This is a genomic window from Niastella yeongjuensis (genome assembly GCF_900110245.1).
Taxonomy (GTDB): Bacteria; Bacteroidota; Bacteroidia; order Chitinophagales; family Chitinophagaceae; genus Niastella; species Niastella yeongjuensis.
Window position 1 is genome coordinate 33,530 of sequence record NZ_FOCZ01000006.1, and the last position, 22,586, is coordinate 56,115.

General features: G+C 46.4%; 15 protein-coding genes. 11 read left to right on the plus strand and 4 right to left on the minus strand.

Features of this window, described 5'->3' with window-relative positions:
• Positions 1 to 219: 219 nt before the first annotated feature.
• A complete protein-coding gene (locus BMX95_RS17055) occupies positions 220 to 1,089 on the minus strand; it encodes an aldose 1-epimerase family protein (RefSeq protein ID WP_081202300.1) in 870 nt (289 codons plus the stop codon).
• Positions 1,090 to 1,180: 91 nt separating this feature from the next.
• Between BMX95_RS17055 and BMX95_RS17060 the strand changes: the two genes are divergently transcribed.
• From BMX95_RS17060 to BMX95_RS17070, 3 genes are all read left to right on the plus strand, one after another.
• Positions 1,181 to 1,813, plus strand: a complete 633-nt coding sequence (locus BMX95_RS17060) for an MgtC/SapB family protein (protein WP_081202301.1) — start codon at positions 1,181 to 1,183, stop codon at positions 1,811 to 1,813.
• Between the two features lie 207 nt (positions 1,814 to 2,020).
• Positions 2,021 to 3,622 (plus strand): peptide chain release factor 3, encoded by a 1,602-nt coding sequence (locus BMX95_RS17065; RefSeq protein WP_081202302.1) that lies wholly within the window; start codon positions 2,021 to 2,023, stop codon positions 3,620 to 3,622.
• Between the two features lie 79 nt (positions 3,623 to 3,701).
• On the plus strand, positions 3,702 to 4,739 hold the full coding sequence (locus tag BMX95_RS17070) for a GNAT family N-acetyltransferase (RefSeq protein WP_081202303.1): 1,038 nt from the start codon (positions 3,702 to 3,704) through the stop codon (positions 4,737 to 4,739).
• 28 nt (positions 4,740 to 4,767) lie between these two features.
• On the opposite strand, the gene purB is transcribed toward BMX95_RS17070, so the two are convergent.
• Entirely contained in the window at positions 4,768 to 6,114 is a 1,347-nt protein-coding gene (gene purB, locus BMX95_RS17075; RefSeq protein ID WP_081202304.1) for an adenylosuccinate lyase, read from the minus strand.
• Positions 6,115 to 6,173: 59 nt separating this feature from the next.
• Here purB and BMX95_RS17080 point away from each other — a divergent pair, with 59 nt between their 5' ends.
• The gene (locus BMX95_RS17080; RefSeq protein WP_242673178.1) at positions 6,174 to 6,923 is read left to right on the plus strand and encodes a menaquinone biosynthetic enzyme MqnA/MqnD family protein; all 750 of its coding nucleotides are present in this window, start codon (positions 6,174 to 6,176) and stop codon (positions 6,921 to 6,923) included.
• Here BMX95_RS17080 and BMX95_RS17085 read toward each other — a convergent pair whose 3' ends face one another.
• Positions 6,924 to 10,808, minus strand: a complete 3,885-nt coding sequence (locus BMX95_RS17085) for a T9SS type B sorting domain-containing protein (protein ID WP_081202306.1) — start codon at positions 10,806 to 10,808, stop codon at positions 6,924 to 6,926.
• Between the two features lie 206 nt (positions 10,809 to 11,014).
• On the opposite strand from BMX95_RS17085, the gene BMX95_RS17090 reads away from it, so the two are divergent.
• Positions 11,015 to 11,848 (plus strand): LamG domain-containing protein, encoded by an 834-nt coding sequence (locus tag BMX95_RS17090; RefSeq protein WP_081202307.1) that lies wholly within the window; start codon positions 11,015 to 11,017, stop codon positions 11,846 to 11,848.
• A gap of 91 nt (positions 11,849 to 11,939) precedes the next feature.
• On the opposite strand, the gene BMX95_RS17095 is transcribed toward BMX95_RS17090, so the two are convergent.
• Complete coding sequence (locus tag BMX95_RS17095; RefSeq protein WP_081202308.1) at positions 11,940 to 12,848, minus strand: class I SAM-dependent methyltransferase; 909 nt, start codon at positions 12,846 to 12,848, stop codon at positions 11,940 to 11,942.
• 261 nt (positions 12,849 to 13,109) lie between these two features.
• Between BMX95_RS17095 and BMX95_RS17100 the strand changes: the two genes are divergently transcribed.
• The 6 genes from BMX95_RS17100 to BMX95_RS17125 are packed head-to-tail and all read left to right on the plus strand — an operon-like array spanning position 13,110 to position 22,569.
• The gene (locus BMX95_RS17100; RefSeq protein ID WP_081202309.1) at positions 13,110 to 13,934 is read left to right on the plus strand and encodes a class I SAM-dependent methyltransferase; all 825 of its coding nucleotides are present in this window, start codon (positions 13,110 to 13,112) and stop codon (positions 13,932 to 13,934) included.
• A 1-nt stretch (position 13,935) separates the two neighbouring features.
• Positions 13,936 to 14,847: a hypothetical protein gene (locus tag BMX95_RS17105; RefSeq protein WP_081202310.1), complete on the plus strand. Its 912-nt coding sequence runs from the start codon at positions 13,936 to 13,938 to the stop codon at positions 14,845 to 14,847.
• Positions 14,848 to 14,862: 15 nt separating this feature from the next.
• Positions 14,863 to 15,777, plus strand: coding sequence for a glycosyltransferase family 2 protein (locus BMX95_RS17110; RefSeq protein WP_081202311.1), 915 nt, complete (start codon positions 14,863 to 14,865; stop codon positions 15,775 to 15,777).
• Positions 15,778 to 15,782: 5 nt separating this feature from the next.
• A complete protein-coding gene (locus tag BMX95_RS17115) occupies positions 15,783 to 16,790 on the plus strand; it encodes a glycosyltransferase family 2 protein (protein WP_081202312.1) in 1,008 nt (335 codons plus the stop codon).
• Positions 16,787 to 19,669 carry a sensor histidine kinase gene (locus tag BMX95_RS17120; protein ID WP_081202313.1) on the plus strand — a complete coding sequence of 961 codons (2,883 nt, stop codon included), beginning with the start codon at positions 16,787 to 16,789 and terminating at the stop codon, positions 19,667 to 19,669. The genes BMX95_RS17115 and BMX95_RS17120 overlap by 4 nt, the downstream gene beginning before the upstream one ends.
• Before the next feature lie 11 nt (positions 19,670 to 19,680).
• Entirely contained in the window at positions 19,681 to 22,569 is a 2,889-nt protein-coding gene (locus BMX95_RS17125; protein ID WP_081202314.1) for a sensor histidine kinase, read from the plus strand.
• Positions 22,570 to 22,586 lie beyond the last annotated feature (17 nt).

Consider the following 22,586-nt stretch of genomic DNA (forward strand, 5'->3'; position numbering starts at 1 on the left):
GGGCAGAGGGCAGAAGGCAGAGGGCAAAGATGAAAGGCAATAGGGAAAGGGCAGAGGGCAGAGGGCAGAAGGCAGAGAGAATACAGTTTAAAGTTTAAAGTTTTTAAGTTGAACGCTGAACACTATTAAGTTGAAAGCTAATACAGCTTAAAGCTGCAGACAATTCAGTCGTCGAATTTGGGTTTTCCTCTCTGCCTTCTGCCTTCTGCCCTCTGCCCTTTAAAACAAGGTTACCGTCCAGGAACGGGAAAACGACTCGTCAGCTACGAGCTTATTTACTCCCTCTTTGTCTTGTAACTGCTGGTTGGTGGCAACACTGTCTGCAATACCACACCAGGGTTCTACACAAACAAAATCGGCGTTTTTGGCGGCCCAGATCCCGAGGAACGGAAAACCCGGATAATCGAACCGGAAGCCATGTGGTGTTTTACCCGAACCTAAGGTGACAATCGTTGAGCTCATGCCTTTCAGCACCAGCGCATCTTTCTGAAACAGGTCTTTGGTAAGATTAAGCCGGTTGCTGTTTTGTAACAACGGGAGCGGTGTTTGTTCTATCAGTCCATCAGGAGAAATGGGCCAGCGCGGAGCTGTTTCTGCCTGGTTAAATTGTAAATAATAGTCGGTGTAGTCGGTACCGGGCACCAGGGGTATTTTAAAGGCGGGGTGAGCGCCTACGGAAAAGTACATATCTGCATCGCCGGTATTCACCACTTCATAAGCAACAGCCAGGGAATTATCTACCAGCGAATATTTGATGCGAAACTCAAACGCAAAGGGATATACGGTGGCGGTTTCCGCATCGTTCCGTAATAAAAAGGTGATGGTATCAGCCGACTGGCTTTCTACCGCAAACTGTTTGTCGCGGGCAAAACCATGACGTGGTAACTGGTAGGCTTGTCCGTTGTAGTAATACGTATTGTTTTTTAACGAGCCTACAATGGGAAACAACACCGGTGAGTGTTTGCCCCAAACCGCCGGATCGCCGCCCCACATATAATCCAGCTGATGTTCTTTATGGATCAATTGGGTGAGCTCAGCGCCTTTGGCATTGATAACGGCTTTTATCTGGTTGTTTTCGATGGTAAACATGCTGGAAAGATAGTAGTTTAGTTGATCAGTTAACAAGTTAACCCGTTAAAAGGTTAGGTTTTATATCTGCCATTTTTAATATCTTCAATAGATGGATACCCTGGATATCGTAATTAAGCTTTTGATTGCTGTTTTGATCGGCGCTATAATCGGCGCAGAACGGGAATACCATAATAAATCAGCCGGGTTACGCACCCTGATGCTGATCTGTTTGGGGGCTACCCTGTTCACCATTTTTTCCATGGAGATCGGCGAGCGTACATCGCCCGATCGTATTGCCAGTAACATTGTGACCGGGATTGGTTTTGTGGGCGCAGGGGTAATTTTTATGGGTGGAACCGGCATCAACGGCGTTACCACGGCGGCCACCATTTGGGCAACGGCTGCCCTGGGAATTGGGGTAGGGGCCGGCCATGAATACATCGCCCTTGGGGGCAGTATTTTGCTGGTAGGCATTTTACAATCGTTCAAAATTATTGAAGCAAAGATCGATCAGATCAACCGCGTTAACCTTTACGAAATCACCTGCGCCTACCACGACAAAGTTTTTGAACATTACGAAGACCTGATGAAACGATACCACCTCAAATACAAACGGGGTAAGCTATGCCGCGAAAATCAAACCTGTAAGGCCACCTGGGAAGCCGGCGGCAGCCGCAAAAACCACGATGCGTTTATTAACCATGTGTTGAATGATAAAGCGGTGCAGAAGTTTGAATTTTGAGAAAGGGCAGAAGGCAGAGGGCAGTAGGCAGAAATGAAAAGCCAAATTCGTCGACTGTATTTGCATTCCGTCTTTAGCTTCCCACTTTAAACTTTCAACTTTAAACTGTATTATGTCTGCCGTCTGCCGTTTGCCGTCTGCCTGCTTTTGGTTAACTTTGCGTCCATTTTAGAGGTGGAAAACTGCCTCCTGACAGATTATAACACAATGAAATACAACAACGAAATTCATAAACGACGCACTTTTGCTATTATCTCGCACCCTGACGCCGGTAAAACTACCCTTACCGAGAAATTCCTGCTGTTTGGGGGCGCCATTCAAACGGCCGGAGCGGTAAAAAGCAACAAGATCAAAAAACACGCTACCAGCGACTTTATGGAAATTGAGCGCCAGAGAGGTATCTCGGTAGCTACGTCGGTAATGAGTTTTGAATATAAAAATATTCTCATCAATCTGCTCGATACCCCTGGTCACAAGGACTTTGCGGAAGATACTTACCGCACCCTTACGGCCGTGGACAGCGTTATCCTGGTGGTTGACAGCGTGAACGGGGTAGAAGATCAAACCCGCCGCCTGATGGAAGTGTGCCGCATGCGCGATACCCCGGTGATCGTGTTCATCAACAAAATGGACCGCGATGGTAAAAACCGGTTCGACCTGCTGGAAGAAATAGAAAACGAATTAAAGATCTCCCTGCACCCCATGACCCTGCCCATCAACAGTGGTAAGGATTTTAAAGGGGTGTACAACCTTTACGATAAAAACCTGTTGTTGTTCACCGCCAATACCAAGGCTATTGCCGATGACGACGATACGGTTAGTATTTCGGATCTCAGTCTACCCGTACTGGATGAAAAGCTGGGCGAAAAAGACGCTGCCATCCTGCGCGAAGATGCAGAGCTGGTGGATGGCGTGTACGGCGAACTGAACACCACCGATTACCTGAACGGAAAAGTGGCACCCGTTTTCTTCGGTTCTGCCATCAACAACTTTGGTGTACGGGAAATGCTGGATACTTTTATCCGCATTGCCCCAATACCCCGTCCGCGTGCTACCTCAGTACGGGAAGTTCCGCCCACAGAAGATAAATTCTCTGGTTTTATATTTAAGATCCACGCCAACCTCGATCCCAAGCACCGCGACCGGATCGCCTTTTTACGGGTGTGCAGTGGCAGGTTCGAACGCAACAAATATTTTCACCATGTGCGGCTCGATAAAGATGTTCGTTTCAGCAACCCCTACACCTTCATGGCTCGTGATAAAGACGTGATCGAAGAAGCTTTTGCCGGTGATGTGGTGGGTTTGTTCGATACGGGTAACTTCAAAATTGGTGATACGCTTACCGAGGGCGAAGATTTCTTCTATACCGGTATTCCTTCTTTCTCCCCTGAAATATTTAAAGAGGTGATCAATAAAGACCCAATGAAAACCAAGCAATTGGAGAAAGGTCTTTTACAGCTTACCGATGAGGGGGTGGCCCAGCTGTTCACCCAGTTTGGTGGTAATAAAAAGATCATTGGCTGTGTGGGCGACCTGCAGTTTGAGGTTATCCAGTACCGCCTGTTGCAGGAGTATGGTGCTTCGTGCGAATTCAGAACAATGCCATATTACAAAGCCTGCTGGATCACCAGTGCCGACCCCAAAAAGCTGGATGATTTCACCCGCTTTAAATCGAACAATATTGCTACCGATAAAGACGGCCACCTGGTGTACCTGGCGCAAAGCGAATGGTTCCTGAATACCGAACGCAGCAACAACCCGGATATCGAGTTCCACTTTACCAGTGAGATCCATAAGGAGACGGTATAAAGTTTGTAAGTTATTGGGTTCATAGGTTATTGGTTCTTAAGTTTACGAAAGAACTCAATAACCTTCAACTTAATAACCGATGATCATTTTCGAAACAGATCGTTTAATAATCAGGCGCTATACCTTAGAAGATGAGGAAAACTTCTTTCGCCTGAATGGTGACCCCGAGTTGATGCGGTATATCCGCGAAGCCCGGGACCGAAAAGAATGTAGCCTGTTCTTAAGGCGGAACATTGTGTATTATGAGCAGCATCCGTTAATGGGCCGCTGGGCCATGGATGAAAAAGCAACCGGTGCTTTTATTGGCTCTTTTGCCATTATTCCTGTTGAAAGCGCCGACTTCCATCGGAACCACGAAATACAATTAGGCTATGCGTTGTTGAAGGCTTACTGGGGCAAAGGATATGCTACCGAAAGCACCCTGGCCGGCAAACAGTATGCTTTTGAGGTGATGAAGCTGGCGCAAATTGTAGCCATCACCGAAACTGAAAATACCGCTTCGCAAAAAGTACTGCTGCGATGCGGGTTCCAGCAACAGCCCAATTTTCAGGAAGGCAATAAAACGCTCTGTTATTTTACCGACCGCAATCCCAATGTAGTACATACAGAAAGGCTTCATTTATTTCCACTTACCATCCCGCAATTAGAGTTATACTGTAAGGGCAATGACGAACTGGAACGTGTCCTGAACCTGATGCCCTTTGGCCGTAATATGTTGCCCCAGGTACATGATACGGTAATGAAGGTAACGCTGCCTGCTATGCGGAAAGCTGCCGAACAGGATTATCTTTTCTTCACGTTCTGGCTGGTAGTCGATAAACTAAGCCGCACCATCGTAGCGGAGATCGGGTTTAAAGGTCCGCCGGCTATTGACGGTTGTGTGGAAATAGGTTATGGCACCATGCAGCCGATGCAGAACAAAGGTTATATGACTGAAGCCGTTAATGGCCTGCTGCAATGGACTTTCCAGCGTGAAGATATTACTACTGTACTGGCGGAAACCTATGCGGGTAACAAGGCGAGTATGCGGGTGTTGGAGAAGAATCACTTCACCCAGTTTAATCAGAAAGGGGATATGTTGTGGTGGAGAAAGCAAGTTGACGTGTTAACCGGTTAATTGGTTAACACGTCAACTGGTTAACTATTTAAAACTCCGGATTCACGCCGGTATAATTCTGCGGGGTAATTTTCTTCAATTCTTTTTTAATAGAAGCAGACACTTTCAGTCCGTCGATGAATTCATGAATGCTTTCCTGGTTAATACCGTTCTTGCCACGGGTGAGTTCTTTTAGCGCTTCGTATGGTTGCGGATAGTTTTCGCGGCGGAGGATGGTTTGAATGCCTTCGGCCACTACTGCCCAGTTGTCTTCCAGGTCGGCATTGAGCGCGTTGGAGTTCAACACCAGTTTACTCAATCCCTTTTCAATTGATTTTATAGCAAGAATGATGTGTGCGAACGGAACGCCGATGTTGCGCAAAACGGTTGAATCGGTTAAATCGCGTTGCAGGCGGCTCACTGGTAATTTAGCGGCCAGGTGTTCCAGCAACGCATTGGCGATTCCAAGATTGCCTTCGGCATTTTCGAAATCGATGGGGTTCACTTTATGCGGCATGGCGCTGGAGCCTATTTCGCCCTTCAACGTACGCTGTTTAAAGTATTCCATGGAAATATAGGTCCAGATGTCGCGGCAAAGATCGATGAGGATGTTGTTGATGCGTTTCATGGCATCAAAATGCGCGGCCAGGTTATCGTAGTGTTCAATCTGGGTGGTGAACTGCTGGCGTTGCAGTCCCAGTACGCCTTCTACAAATTCATTCCCGAAGGTTACCCAGTCTTTATCGGGGAATGCTACCGCATGGGCGTTAAAGTTACCGGTAGCACCGCCAAACTTGGCGGTAACGGGCACCTGGATAACCTGCTCTACCTGGTTGCCGATGCGTTCTACGAACACCATGATCTCTTTGCCCAACCGGGTTGGACTGGCGGGCTGACCGTGGGTATGGGCCAGCATGGGTACCTCTTTCCAATCGGTAGCCAGTATTTCCAGCTGGCGGTTGAAGTTCAACACGGCCGGGAGGTATTCAATTTCGATGGCCTGTTTCCACGAAAGCGGAATGGCGGTATTATTGATATCCTGCGAGGTAAGGCCAAAATGCACCCATTCCTGGATGGCTTCGGCGTCCATGGCAGCCATTTTTTCTTTTAGAAAGTATTCCACGGCTTTTACGTCGTGGTTGGTGATCTTTTCGGTGTCCTTTATTTTCAGGGCATCTTCAACGGAAAAGTTATCACAAACCTCCTGCAGGGCTTTTTTCTGCGCCGCGGTGAGCGAAAAGAATTTTTTATCAGCCAGGAACCGCACATACTCAACCTCTACCAGTACGCGGTATTTAATTAATGCAAATTCAGAGAAATATTCATCAAGATGTTGAACCTGATGACGATAGCGTCCGTCAATAGGAGAGATGGCCGTAAGTGCTTTTAGTTCCATGAACAATTGTTGTTTATTACAATACGTCGAGTACCTTTGTGCCCGCAAAATTAAATCAATTGAATAAGATTAAGGTTGGAATTGTTAATTATCTCAATACGAAGCCTTTAATATTTGGAATTCAGCGCGCGCCCGTGGTAGATCAACTGTTACTGATCGAGGATTATCCATCTAATATCGCCCGTATGCTGGTAGAAGGGACAATTGATGTGGGCCTGGTTCCCGTGGCGGTGATCCCGCACATGAAAGAACACCATATTATTACCGATTACTGTATTGGTTGTGAAGGTCCGGTGGCGTCTGTAGCTATTTTTAGTGAAGTTCCGATGGAGAAGATCGAAAAAGTACTGCTTGATTACCAAAGCCGTACGTCTGTGGCCCTGGCCAAAGTGCTGTTGCGTAAATTCTGGAAAAAGGATGTAGAACTGATAGATACCAGGGAAGATTACCGGGCTCAAATAAAAGGTACTACCGCCGGCGTGGTGATTGGCGACCGCGGATTACAGCAAAGAAAGGTATCTCCTTATATTTATGACCTCGGCGAAGCCTGGATAGAAATGACCGGCTTACCTTTTGTGTTTGCCGCCTGGGTAAGCAACAAACAATTGCCACCTGATTTTATTGAAGCCTTCAATGAGGCCAATAAACTGGGATTGCAACATGTAGAAGAAACTGTAGCCGAGAACCCTTACCCGGTTTTTGATCTGCACAAATATTACACCGAGCATATCAGTTATGAACTAACGCCTAATAAAAGAAAGGGGCTGGAGAAGTTCCTTGATTTTCTCACAGCACCCACCGTTCAATAACTACCTGATCAACATAATTACACCAGTGCGTTTTATGGGGCCGCAATAAGTTTTGGCTTTTATAACATAAGCATAGCCATCGGCTGGTTGCGGTTCGCCCCTGAAACGGCCATCCCAGCAAACGCCTGGTCTGTTGGTGGTAAATACCCGTTGGCCCCAACGGTTGAAGATTGAGAATTCTTCCATTTGTACACCGCCCCAGCTTTTTACGCCCAGGCAATCGTTTCTGCCATCTCCATTGGGTGTAAACGCATTGGGTACTTCGAACGATATTTTACCGGTTGCCGTAACATACACGGTTACACTATCACTGGTGGAGCAACCAAATTTATTGGTACCTGTCACTACATAAGTAATCGTGGTATCGGTAGTGGTAACCGGGTTCGGCATTTCAGGATGATCGAGGCGGCTGGTGGGGAACCACCGGTACACGCTCCCAACTGAACCCGTTGCACTCAATTTAGCCGAATGTACCAGGCAATCGAGGTCATTGGTTTTTTCTGCTGTAACGGCAGGGGCCGGGTTTACCAGCACCTGTACCGCAATGGTAGTATCATGGTTACAATTACTTTCCTTTATATAAACATTGTACAGCATGCTGGTATCGGGTTTGGCAATTGGCGTTGCGCTGTTGGCATTGTCAAGGAACGTGGCTGGGTTCCACACATACGTATCGCCGCCCGTAGCCTGCAAGGCGATGGGTTTACCCTGGCAAATGGCGCCGTTTGTGCCAGCTGCGGCAAATTGTATGGTCCTGAACAACACATGTACTGAATCGCTGTAGATACAATTGTTGACATCGGTTACCTGCACCTGGTAGGTGGTGTTCTGGCTGGGTGTTGCTATGGGATTGGCAAGGGCCGGATCGTTTAGGGTAGCCGCGGGCGTCCAGGCAAATGAGGTAAGTGCATTGTTGGCCGACAGCTGAACTGCTGTATTGGGGCAAGCCAGTATATCGTGGTTGCTGATGATCGTTGGCACCAAAAACAGGTTTATCTGCACGGTGTCTTTTGCCGAACAGCCGTTTATGTTGGTGCCTGTTACAATATATGCCGTAGGTACATTTGGTGTGGCAACCGGATTGCTGATGGCAGCATCGGATAACCCTGTTGTGGGCGTCCACGACCAGGTAACTGCGCCGCTTGCAGTCAGCGGCACCGGCGAAGAGGTACAAACAATCGTATCGTTTATCGTTTTTACAAAAGGGGTATCGATGCTGATGGTTACGCCTTCCCGCTGTACAGTTACCGGTGCAAAGGAAAGATCATCGAGCGCAAAATCATTGCCGGCCTGCGTATTATGCTGGTTTACGATGGCGATATCAGCACTGGTATTATTGCCTGAATTCCACACAATATAATGTTGATTCCAACCACAGGCCGTAAGGCCGGGTTGAAAAATGTTGCCTGCAGGCAACCCGTTTATAGAAAACTGCAGCTGTGGTGAATTGCTGCTGCCTGCATTGGGGTTTGTACCCTGCACCCAGGCACTAAATGCATAATTGGTATTGGGCTGAACAGGAATTGACTGTGACCACATCTTTTCATTTACCTGCGCGTTTCCGTGTACGATCAACATATTTCCGCTGCCGCCGGTATGTTCCTGGCAACCGGCCAGTAAAGGGTTCCATGCCTGCGCATTAGGGCCCACTGTATATTCTCCGCTGCCGGTGTTTTGCGTGGTATACTTATAGCTGCTGCCAATATTGTTATTGCCATTGCTGAAGTCGCCGTTGATAACGAGGTTATTGCCTGGTACTTCGGCTGTATAATAATAGGTGATCTTTTCCGGAGTTGTCGTTATCGGAGCGGGTATAGTCGGATCACTAAGATAAGTGGCAGGCGACCAGCAGGAACTGAGTGCGGGATAAGCACGCAGCTGTGCGGATGTGTTAAAACAAATAGTAGTATCAGGCGTAAAAATGATATCGTTATTGACCAGGTTTACAGCGATGATCTTGGTGATCGTGTCTTTACAGCCATTTACTTCTATGCCCATCTTAACGGTATAGTTTCCGAAAGCAGGATACCTGTATGAAGGACTGAGGTTTCCGGTAATGGAATTGCCGTCCCCAAAGCTCCAGTATGGGTTGGTGAGGTTATTGCCGTTACTTATCAACTGAACAGCGAGCGGATCGCAAACATCCTGTTTAAAAAAGAAGTCGGCAAAGCCGGTCAGTTTTTGGGTGAGCGTGATCGTATCTGACATTACGCAGCCGTTGGCGCCAGTGACCTTTACGTAATATTTCCCAAAACTGTTGGCGGTAAAGGTCCGGAAGGCAGAACCATCCTGCCATAAATAAGCAGCGCCTGTATTGCCTGCATCCAATACCAGGTTGTTCAGCTGGCAGGTAATAATATCCGGGCCCAGGTTTACAGCTGGTGCGGGTAAATAAGATACGATGATGCTATCCCGGTTGGTACAGCCAAACCGGTCTGTTTGCACCCAGTATGTACCGCTTGTATTTACGATTATTGAATCGGTGGAACCACCGGTATTCCAGGTATATTTCGCGTTTTTTACACCGGTGCCGATCTTAATATTATCACCATTACATATAGCAACTGTTTTTGCAGGGGTATGTACCAGCGGTGGCAATACCACTACCTGTTTGCATAAACTTGTTTGTGTTGGCAAACCATCATCAATGGTGAGGTTGATATTATAGGTGCCGGGTGTTGAATAACTAACAGGCAGGGGATCTTGCAGGGTAGAACTTGAAATACTTGCATTGGTACAACCCGCAAAGCGTAACCGGGAAATGGTATTGTTGGCCGCATTGGTAATAAAGGCATAGACCTCATCATTTGCGCGGAACAACCGGGATATGGAATGGGGAAAGCTGTAATTGCCGGTATTGCCAAGCGAGGTGATCGTTGGGGCCGAGGTGAGGTCATTGTTGAAGTCCAGCCGCAGCAGATCATAGTAACTGGGATTGCCATTGACGGCAAATCCGATGATCTGGCCACAGAACTTCATAATGATGAAGTCGCGCGGATGGTGTAACTGGCCACCGGGATTACCCAGGTTTACACCCGTTGGCGTATTCAACAGCGAGTTACCAAAGTCGAGTCGGGTTATGGAAGAATTGGTACCTATTTGCCGGTTATCACCTCCATTTGAAATGAATACGCGCCAAAAGCCATTGTCGTTTATGGCATAAATACCGGTAGGGTATTGCAATCCGCCAATATTACCCAGGTTTACTGCTGTAGGGGTATTGTTGAAGCTATTGGTAAAATCGAACCGGGTGATGGTATTATTTTCTGAATTGAGGGTAAAGCCATACCAGTTGTTCCCTTCTTTAAATACATGCAGGTCTATCGGCTGTTCTATGTTGCCGATATTTCCCCAGTTGGTAGCCTGACCTGGGCTGGTGATACTGGCGCCAAAATCGATCTTTACGATCCTGGGCTGTGTACCGGCAATGGTAGTTCCGCCTACTATTATGGCATACCAGTTTCCTTCATTCTGTACCACCTGTATGCCCTCAATGGCAGAACTGGCTTCTAATATACCGCCATAGTTGCCCAGGTCTACGGCCGTGGGCGTATTGAGCAGGCTGCTGCCGAAATCGAGCCGCACTAAATGTCCTGAACCGTGATTGGATACAAATGCATAGTAATTGTTGTTTGTATACACATAATCCATGAACACTGGCACCGACAGGTTACCCGGATTGCCTATATTGAATGCGTCTGGTGGTGTATTGATGTTGCCTACACAAAAGTTCCAGTAATAAGTGGATGCATTTAATGAGGTGTTGGTAATGTTTACCGGTGTGTTCATACATACTGTATCGGGTGTGGTAAACTGTATCGTTACCTGAGAAAACGCATGCTCAAAAAGTAAGCTGGGTATAATTGCAAAAAGGAAAAATTTCATTTAGGGGGATTAATCACATCACAAACGCCTCACATACAGGTAAATTGTAAAAGCTGCGCGGGATGAAAAGCTGCGCGGGCGGGGCTTAACACACCTATTGCCCAAATCAACACGGTTATCACCCCTTTCTGCACGTTTATTCAGTGTTGTTGTATAAATAAAAAAAAGTATCTATTTTGGCGAATATTAAAATGTAATTCAAGACTATGAAAATCGTTGCCTGGTGTTTAACTGCACTTGTTGTTGTTGTGACCCTTACTACGGCTTGTAAAAAAGACCCCAAACCTTCTGACCCGGTAGTTATTCATGACACACTGACCGTAAAAGATACGGTTGTTGTAAACCCACCCCCCAGCTGCACACCAAACCTTACTAAAGGCCTGCTGGCTTATTATCCTTTTAACGGGAATTTTAATGATGAAAGCGGCAATGGCAATACTGCTACTGCAAAGAATGGAGTATTGCTTACATCCGATTATAAAGGCAAAGCGAACAGTTGCGCCGGATTCGACGGTGTAGACGATGTCCTGGTTGTGCCCGGTACCAAATTGAATTCAGATACTTTTACGGTTTCATTTCAGGTGTTGGCTAATTCAACCAATCGTTTCTATGGAATGATAAACCGCGTGAACTATGAAACTGGTTTAGGCGCTGTTTTTGCCATCCATCATAGATTCATTACAGATACGATGATCACTTTCAGTACACCCAAGCCCACTGAAGACTGCTCAACGATTTCTGGTCCAGATCCAGCTCATTTGGGATATTCAAGAGGTTCTATAAAAGCAGGCAAGTGGTATAATATTGTTTGTTCTTTTGCTGGCGGCGTACAGAAAATATATGTTAATGGTGTGCTTGAGTCTGTAGCAACCAAAGCGTGGACTACCGCAAAAAAATGTAACAATGCCGACCTTACAATTGGTGGCTGGTGGAAAGGTGATGCTGCTTCCATCGATGGAAAGATCGATGAGGTTCGGTTTTATAACAGAGCACTGAGCTGGTGTGAGATCAGCACGCTGGCCGAAGGTTTTAAACAGTAAATAAGCCTGCGGGCAGTCAAATAATAAAAGGGCGTCTCAAAATAAGAGACGCCCTTTTTTATGTAATGTGTTTTGCGTGTTTCGGAGGTAGTTATACGCTGAAGATAGCCAATACATTCCGTCCTGCAATCCAGGGCGATGCGGCCCATAAAAACGGTTTATAAACCTGCCGGGGAACCGAAAGCATCAATTTTCCCAGTAACGGATTCTTTTCCTTTACATGCTTTGCCTGTACATTGTACCATACTTTATATTCAAGTAATGGCTCTGTTTTAAGATAAACTGTATTGAGGCCAAAGAACCTGCCCACGTTTGTAAAAGCTTCCTTATCCCAAATTCCGGCATGGTGCGGCGGAAGGTTCAGGGTGTGATAGAGATCGTGCCTGTGCAAATAAGGATTGTTATAAGGTACAGCTATAATGATCTTACCACCTGGCTTCAAACACCGTTTCGCTGATTCAAAATAATCCTTCACATCGGCAATATGTTCCAGCACCTGGAAAGAGCATACGGCATCGTATTTTCCTTCATGCGTTACTGAATGTTCATGCAAAAATTCATCGTGTACAGTAAAGCCCTGTTGCCGGGCTTCTGCAATGGCAACTTTATTCATTTCAAGACCCGTGCACACGGCGCCTTTATTTCGGATCATATTCATGAAGTACCCGGTTGCGCAACCCACTTCCAGTATACTTTCCCCGGTATTGATGTGCTTAAGCGCCTCCAAATGCTCCCATTTATCCGTGGGATAATAATGTTTCATGCTCTTTTGCAGATCCTCATAAAAAGGACCGTCGCCGAAAACACTGAATGGGAAATAATACCGGTAGCCTGTCTGGTTACACCTACGGATCTCAATTTTATCCAGGCCCTTAAAGAAACGTCTTATATCAGTATCAATTTCTTCATATAATTTTATAACCTTGTCTACCTCGATTTCCGTGATCAATTCTGTACCGGCTTTTCCGGTAACCGGGCTTATCTCCTTTGATGCATTCATACTTTATATTCCTTGGATGTTTGCTATAAAACGTCTACAGGCCTTATTAAGGGGGCGTAAAAATAATCTTTATAGCACAAATCCCGAACTTTTTCTGGCGCCGCCGAAGCTTTAGCGAATGAGCGCTTTTTACCTGAGAATCAGCTGCTTGCGCCCTAAGCTCCCCAACCATGTTTTATTTTACAAGCCACTAATTATCATGTAAATAGCTGTATTTTTGCGACCTTATAAGTTGAAAACCGCTTAAAACAAGATAGCAGTATGTTTAACGCCTTAAAAAGAATGTTGGGTTCAGCTGAGGTTACCACCAAACCGGCTGTTGAATTTCCCGAACAGGAAATGAACGAACTGAAAAAGATGAACCGGTTGTCCCTGGCACTGGTCAAAGACTGGATCGATGAGGAGGCCATGAAAACATCCTGTTTTAAATACGGGGTGCCTGATTTTATCAAATCTGACCTGAATAAGGATATCGGTTCCGACCTTACCTACACCGACCTGATGGTGTACCTGTCGCACAAGCACTTTAAAAAGTTAAATTACCTGGAGATCGGTGTATCTGTTGGTAAGAACTTTTTCCAGATGCTGAATGCACATACCACCGGCCGGTTTACGGGGTACGATATTGAAGAAATAAACCCCCGTCTGCAGCAATTGCTTGAATACCGGGGCAAACAGGAGTGGGATACCCTGCCTAAGTCTATCAAAAAGAACAGATCCTCTATGAGTGCCTATGACTACAAGGGTATGGAGGTGCGTTATTTAAGCGCTGATGTGTGGGATGAAAAAAGTTGGGCCAAATTACAGGGCGAGAAATTCAATCTGGTCTTTTCCGATGCCCTGCACACCCCGCAGGCGATCCTGTTCGAATTTGAAATGCTGGTGAAATATGACCTGCTCGACGATCAATTCATTATTGTGTGGGACGACCTGGTAGGCAAAATGAAAAACAGTTTCTTTAAGATCATTCGCAAATATGATAAGGTTTACCAGATAAAGGATATTTATTTCCTGAATGTAAATGGATGGATTGGCCAGCATGAAATTCCCCATTCGGTTGGAATGATCTCAAATTTCAATTGTTAGTATGCGGGTGGTGCTGACAAACCTTTCCAATGAACTGTTCCTGGAAAGCAGGCTTCGGCTGAATGCTTCGGCCCGGCAGTTCGGGATACCGGAGGTGAATAGTTATGATATCGGGGCAATCAGGTCAACTCCTTTTTACGCAGCTAACAAAGCGGTTCTGGACAATCCCAGAGGCCTGGGGTACTGGTTATGGAAACCCTATATTATTTTGGAAACCATGAATCGCGTCGAGGAGGGCGATATTGTGGTATACAGCGACAGCGGCATCGAGTTCACTGCTCCCCTTGACCCGTTAATAGAGCTCTGTGTGCAAAAAGAACCGGTGGTGCTGTTTGCCAATGGCAACCTGCGCAACTCAATGTGGACGAAAAGGGATTGTTTTATTTTAATGAACCTGGATCGTAAAAAATACTGGCGGGGCATTCAATGCGATGGTTCATTTGCGTTATTCAGAAAATCGCGGGAAACTATACAGTTCCTGAACGAGTTTCTTACATACTGCTGCGATGAAAGGATCATAAGTGATATGCCCAACACCATGGGCAAAAAGAACCTGCCCGACTTTATTGAACATCGCCACGATCAGTCGATTTTGTCGTTACTGGCCTGCCACTACCAGTTACCTTATTACAGAATTCCGACACAGTACGGAAATCATTATAAAATGCCTGCCTGGCGGGTGCCTGGTGAATTTAACCAGGTTAACCAGTACCTGAACCGGCCTGTTGACTTTTATGCCGCAGCGCCTTTTGTAAATTCCCCTTACGGCCAGTTGCTCGATCACCACCGCCTTAAAAAGGGGCCTGCGGCTAAAGCGGTAAAAAGCGGTGTGTTCGCGAATTTGCCGGTGCGCATAAAAAGAAAAGTATACCATAGCTGGGTTTGGATCGACGAGCATTTATTAAACGGATAAACCATAAAGCAGCATATGCAATCGCCCCTGATCACGATCATCATTCCTTCATTTAATGCCTCGGCCTTTATCAAAGGTGCGTTGAACAGCCTGCTGCAGCAAAGCTTTACGGCTTTTGAAGTGCTGGTGATGGATGGCATTTCAAAAGACAATACGGTAGCTATTGTGCAGGATATTGCCAGTCGCGATAACAGGGTGCGTATTAGCTCAGAAAAAGATGCCGGCATTTATGATGCCATGAACAAAGGCGTACGATTGGCAGCGGGGGAGTGGTTGTATTTTCTGGGTGCAGATGATGCCCTGTACGATGCCACTGTGCTGGAAAAGGTTGCTGCCGTACTAACGGAAACCGATGCTGATCTGGTTTATGGCAATGTGTTAATGTCCAATTTGAACCACTGGTACGACGGGCCATTCGATTATGATAAATTATTACGTAAGAATATTTCGCACCAGGCTATTTTCTATAAGCGGAAACTGTTTTCCCTGGTAGAAAGTTATGACCTGGCCTATAAAACGCATGCTGATTGGGCATTCAACATCAATTGTTTCAATCAGCCTGCTGTTAAAAGCCAGTACATGAATGTGCTGGTTGCCAACTTTTCGGTTGGGGGAGCCAGTTCCCAACACGATGTGCCGTTTTTGCGGGAGTTTTTATTACCGGCACGGTTAGCCTGGTTGCAACAAACAGGAACCGCATCTTTGAAGCAGTTGCAGAGGTACGACGAGTGGTGGCGGCTGTTTCGGAATGCCGGCATTAGAACGGATGTGCAGTTCGCCATGTATAGCCAGGGCATGCGTGCACCTCGTGTGCTGGTAAACATGTATAAATGGCAGGCCCGGATATCACCGGCTTTGCTGAAAAAAGGACCACTCTCAAAAGGCTTTATGTTGCTCAATTACATCATTAACCGCATTGCGATCAAATAACAACCATGCCCGGGCTCAGTGTCATCATAGTAAATTATAAAACGCCGCAATTACTGACTGATTGCCTGGCTACTTTTTTTTCCGGTCAAAACCAGGAAAACCTGGAGGTTATTGTGGTAGACAATGCCTCTGGCGATAACAGCCAGGAAATAGTTACCCGGGCCTTTCCCCGGGTGAAGTGGGTACAAATGTCTTACAACGCAGGTTTTGCCCGCGCCAATAATGAGGGCATCCGCCAGTCGACCAGTGACGTGGTACTGCTGTTGAATTCCGACACGCTGAACCAGCACAATGCCATTGAACAGTGTTACCGGCAGTTCATCACTTCCGACTACGTGGCCTGCGGCGTTCAGTTGCTGAATACCGACCGCAGTCCGCAGATCTCGGGCAATTTCTTTATGAAGGGCGGACTGAATTACCTATTGCCCCTGCCTTACCTGGGCAGTTTTATAAAATGGCTGGGCAATGTGGTAAAGGTTGAAAAACCCAATGTGCCCGATTCGAGTGCGCTGGTTGAAGTGGACTGGATCAATGGGGCCTTTTTAATGGTAAAAAAGACGGCCATTGAAAAGGCAGGGTTACTGGATGAGGATTTCTTTTTGTATGCCGAAGAAGCCGAATGGTGCAGCCGGTTACGTAAAACCGGTAAACTTTGCATCTACGGACAGTATAAAGTAATACACCTGCAGGGAGAATCGGCCAATGAAGCCTTTGGTTCTTCCGGAAAGGGATATTATAACCTCTACGACCGCAAGGGGTTTCAGATCATGCTCTCGAACTTTCTGCGCATACGCAAACAATTTGGGGTGGGCTGGTATCTGGTACAACTGGCTTTTTATTTGTTTGCCATTCCCGTGTTTTTTATCGCCAGCTTTTTTGGGAACGCGATTCGTTTGCGCAACCCGTTTGCTGATTTTGGCATGGCCGCACAGTTTGCCGGCAATGTAGGCCGGCTGCTCGGTTTCACGCCCAGGATATTGTCAAATAAGCCTTATTTTTATAAGGTATTATGAGAAGGTTATCCGCCATTTTTTGTACCCTGTTCCCCCTTATATGTTTTGCCCAGGAATATGGTTATACCCGCTATGACAGTAAGGATGGACTGGCCAGTTCCACCGTATATTGCATGACGCAGGATGCCGACGGTTTTATGTGGTTTGGTACGGAAACGGGTTTGAACCGGTTCGATGGCACGCATTTCAGGAACTTTACCCAGGAAGACGGCCTGCCCGATAATGAGATTATACAACTGTTCACTGACTCCAAAGGACGCGTTTGGATCTCGCCCTTTAAAAAGACAATCTGTTATTATTATAAGGGTAAGATCTACAACCAGGAAAACGATACGCTGTTAAGCCGTATACAAATTGATAAGAATGTGATGCGGTTTGCAGAAGATGACCAGGGCAATGTACTGTTGATGGAGACCAATCAGCTACATTTAATTGCGGCTACTGGCGAAGTGTCTTTAATCAAAACTATTCAGGGCAAACCCATCAGTTATTTGTCGACCATTGGCCGTAACCCGGCAGGCGGGTTCTGGGTTCTGGATTCCAACAACCTTTATGAATATAGCAATCGCCTGTTCAATCTGGAGAAAAAGCTGGATTATAAATTTATACATCTAACCTATGTGGCCCTGAGCGGGCAGTTGACAGGCATACGCAATGACCAGTGGAGGACTACCCTGCATTCTGCGGCAACAGGCAGGACCATTCAGGTGCCGACCCTCATCAACCTGATCAACATTACAATCCTGGATGAAGCCCATGTAAGCATTAATTCCTCCATGGGTGCCATGGTTTATAATTTAAATTACCGGGACAGTGTGCAACATTTTCTGCCGGGTGCCCGTGTTTGTGGCACTTATAAAGACAGAGAGGGGAGTTTGTGGTTCTCTACATTAGGTCAGGGGGTTTACCGGTTAAATTCTGCCTACGTTTTAAACACCAAATTCCGGGACTATAATACCAGTCACCAGGTACTCTCGATTGTGCGTGATGGTGGTAATTCCGTTGTGGTTGGCAGCGACATGAATGTGCTTCACTGGCTGAATGTGGCATCCGGAAAGGAAGAAAGAAGAACTACATTTCATTTAATCGGGCCTACACATCCGATAGTTACTTTGTATAAAAACCCCGCGGGATCCATTTTGGGCGGCACATCTGCAGGCATATTCGAATTTTCGCCTCGTTTTAAACTGTTATCACAGTTCCCTTATACCAATGTTAAAAATTTTTTCCCTTATAAAAATGATCTGCTGGTAGTCACTGACCGGAATGTTTTTCGTATCAACCAGCTTTCCCTGAACATAAGAGATACCATTTGGCACGACCGGGCTACTGCTTCCTTTGCCGTGAACGATACCTTTTATATTGGTACCCTTAACGGTTTGTACCGGCTGCTGCCCAATGGTGAAAAACAGTTCCTGGGCGGTCCGTATGCCCCTTTTAAATCGCGCATAGCCGCCATTACCCGCGATACCAACAACGTACTCTGGATCGCTACATTTGGCGATGGCCTTATCGCATTCCGGAATGAAAAAATAATTGCCCACCTTAAACAGCAATTGACCAGCAATATTTGCCGTTCTGTTTTTTTACAGGATAGCGTCCTTTGGGTGGGTACAAATAGAGGACTGAATAAAATAAACATCAACGATACTACTTACCCCGTTAAAAAATATACAACCGGTGATGGGTTGGTTTCCGATATCATTAATGTTGTGTACGTTGATAATAGCAAGGTGTTTGTAGGGACACCGGAAGGCATTACCTGTTTTGATGAAGGGAAAATAGCCAGCCAGTCGCGCTGCGATCTGCGGTTTGTAAATATTTCAATCGGAGGGGAGGCTTATTACCCTGATATGGCGCCGGTCATTATTCCACATAAAAAGAATAGCATTCAGTTTAATTTCGTCGGCATTTCCTATAAATCATCTGGCGATATCCGCTACCGCTACCGGTTACTCGGTCTTGATACTACCTGGTACGAAACGCGCGAAACCCTTTTGAACTTTCCGGCCCTGGCATCCGGCGATTATGAATTACAGATCCAGGCAATCAATAAATTCGATGTACACAGCCAGCTGCTGGCAACGCGGTTTACCGTAGAAAAGCTGTTGTATGAAAAAACATGGTTCAAGGTACTGGCAGGGGTGTTATTCCTGGCCCTTACGGTTTTACTGGTATTGTTGATCATCCGGCGTATCCGGCGCAGGGAGCAGGAGAAAACGGCTGTCAGCCGCCGCATCGCCGATTTGGAGCAGCTGTCGCGCAAGGCGCAAATGAACCCGCATTTTATTTTTAACAGCCTGAACTCCATACAACAATATGTAATGGATTCAGACCTCACCGGGGCCAATAAATTTATTTCCGGGTTCTCGCGGCTCATCAGGCAAACACTTGATTTTTCGTCCAAACCCGACATCAGCCTCGAAGACGAACTGGACTATTTAACCAACTACCTGGAGATAGAAAAGACCCGGTTGGAGAATGCTTTTTCCTGGTCGGTTTCCATGGATGAGGCCGTTGACCCCACTGCTTACTTCATTCCGCCCATGATCTTACAACCCTTTGTGGAAAACAGTGTGCGGCATGGATTGCGTTACCGCCGGGATAAAAACGGAATAATAACGATTACGGTAAAACGCACAGGTGATCACCTGGTTTGTATACTGGAAGACAATGGCATTGGCCGGAAAGCCGCTATGCGGTATAAAAGTATTTCGCCCATCAATTACCAGTCGAAAGGATTGTCCCTTACGGCCGACCGGATGGCGATGTACAACCAGGTACACGTGCAGAAGATCACCATGCAAATAGATGACCTGGAAGACGATGCGGGTAATGCATTGGGTACCAGGGTAACCATAAATTTCCCTGTTGTTTAATCTGGTATATTATGAACAGTAGATTGTTCCTTGTTTTATTGTTATTATGTCCGTTTTTCCTGTGGAGCCAGGAATACGGGTATACGCACTATGACAGCAAGGATGGGCTGGCAAGTTCCACGGTGTATTGCATGACGCAGGATACCCAGGGATTTATGTGGTTTGGTACAGAAGCTGGGTTAACCCGTTTTGACGGCACCCATTTCAGGACCTTTACGCTCGATGACGGGTTGCCCGATAATGAGGTGATACAATTATTCGCCGATTCAAAAGGACGTGTCTGGATAGCGCCGTTCAAAAAATCGATCTGTTATTACTACAAGGGAAAGTTTTATACTTCGGAAAATGATACCCTGTTACAGCGTATCAAGGTCGTCAATTATGTAATGCGTTTTGCAGAGAATGATCACGGCGATGTGTTGTTGATGGAGATCAACAAGCTTCACCTGGTAACCGCTAAAAATGACATATACACAATAAACGACATCCATGGCGAGCCTTTAAAAAATCTGTCTACTGTTGGCCGCAATCCCGCCGGTGGTTTTTGGATAATAGAACAAAACAAGTTGTATGAGTTCAACAACCGCCTGTTCACCCAGGAAAAAGTGCTGGATTATTGGTCGGGATATGTGGCATATGCCGCCGTTAATGAAAATGTGATAGCGCTTCGTAACAGTTTTACGCAAAACTCACTGCAATCTATGAGTACCGGGAAAATCATCCGGGTGCCTGCTTTGCAGCAACAGATCAATTTTTCCATTATTGACGAAAACCAGGTAAGTATCAACTCCCCCTGGGGCGCGTTGGTGTATAATATCAATGGCCCCGATAGTGTGTTGCACTTTCTGCCAGGGGTACGGGTTACCGGTATGCAAAAGGACCAGGAAGGGAACCTGTGGTTTACTTCCATGGGGCAGGGGATTTACCGGTTGAATTCCGCCTTTGTTTTAAATACCAAATTTCAGGATTATAATATCAGTCAACAGGTATTGTCATTTGTCAGGGATGGTAATTCCATTGTAGTGGGCAGCGACAAAAATGTTATTCACTGGCTGGATGCGAACACCGGGAAACCGGGCCGTAAATTGGGGGTAGATACCATGGGAATAAACCAAAGTGTGGTAGCCCTGTATAAAAATGCAGCCGGCAATCTGATTGGCGGAACGGCTACCGGTATTTTACAGTATGTACCCCGGATAAAATGGTATGATCCGCTCGCTCATGTTACCGTAAAAGGGTTTTACCCGTATAAGAAAGACCTGGTGGTGATCACCGACCGGAATATCTTTCGCATAGACCAGCTTACCCTTGCCATAAAAGACACCATTTGGCAGGAACGGGCCACCACTGTTTATGCCGTAAATGATACATTCTATATTGGCACCCTGAATGGTTTATACCGGCTGCTGCCCAATGGCGATAAACAATGGCTGGGCGACCGGTATGCACCTTTTAAATTGCGCATTGCCGCTATAACCCGCGATGCCAAACAGGTAATGTGGGTGGCTACTTTCGGCGGCGGCCTGGTTGCTTTCAAAGACGAGAAAATAATAGCCCATATAAAACAGGAACGGGGGCTGGCCAGTAACATTTGCCGCACTTTATTTTTACAGGATAATGACCTGTGGGTTGGCACCAATAAGGGGTTGAATAAAATACGCATCGATGATACCACGTACCCGTTGAAAAAGTACACTACCGGCGATGGGCTGGTTTCCGACATCATCAATGTAGTGTATGTGTATAATAAAAAAGTGTTTGTAGGCACCCCTGATGGCGTTACCTTTTTTGATGAAGCCAAAATAGCCAGCGAATCGCGCTGCGACCTGCGGTTTATCGATATTTCTGTAGGGGGCAAGACTTATTACCCCGATCTGGCGCCGGTTGTTATTCCACATAAGAAGAACAACCTGCAGTTCGATTATGTAGGTATTTCCTATAAATCAACCGGCGACATCCGCTACCGGTATCGGTTACTGGGGCTTGATAGTACCTGGTATGAAACAAGGGAATCCTTTTTAAGCTTTCCGGCCCTGCCTTCCGGTGACTATGAATTACAGATCCAGGCCATCAATAAATTCGATGTACACAGCCAGTTGCTGGTGGCCCGTTTTACCGTGGAGAAACTGTTGTATGAAAATACCTGGTTCAGGATATTGGCAGGGCTGCTGTTCCTAGCCATAACCGTTTTGGTGGTATTGTTGATAATACGTCGTATCAGGCGGCGGGAACAGGAAAAAACAGCCATCAATCGCCGCATTGCCGAACTGGAGCAATTGTCGCGCAAGGCGCAAATGAATCCCCACTTTATTTTTAACAGCCTGAACTCCATTCAGCAATATGTAATGGATTCTGACCTGGCAGGCGCCAATAAATTCATTTCCGGGTTCTCGCGGCTCATCAGGCAAACGCTTGATTTTTCTTCCAGGCCCGATATCAGCCTGGAAGAAGAGCTGGATTACCTGACCAACTACCTGGAAATAGAGAAAACCCGGTTAGAACATGCATTCAGCTGGTCGGTTTCTATAAACGATGCCGTTGACCCGGCGGCCTATTATATTCCGCCCATGATCTTACAACCGTTTGTGGAGAACAGCGTGCGGCATGGGTTGCGATATCTCAGAGACAAAAACGGCAAGGTAACGATTATCGTAAAACGCGCAGGCAACCACCTGGTTTGTATGGTGGAAGACAATGGCATTGGCCGGAAGGCGGCCATGCGCTATAAAAGCATTTCACCCATCAATTACCAGTCGAAGGGATTGTCCCTTACCGCCGACCGGATAGCGATGTATAACCAGGTAAACGTACAACAGATCACCATGCAAATAGACGACCTGGAAGATGAAGCGGGTAATGCCTTAGGCACCCGGGTAACTATCAATTTTCCAGTGGTATAAATTGAAATATCTTTTTG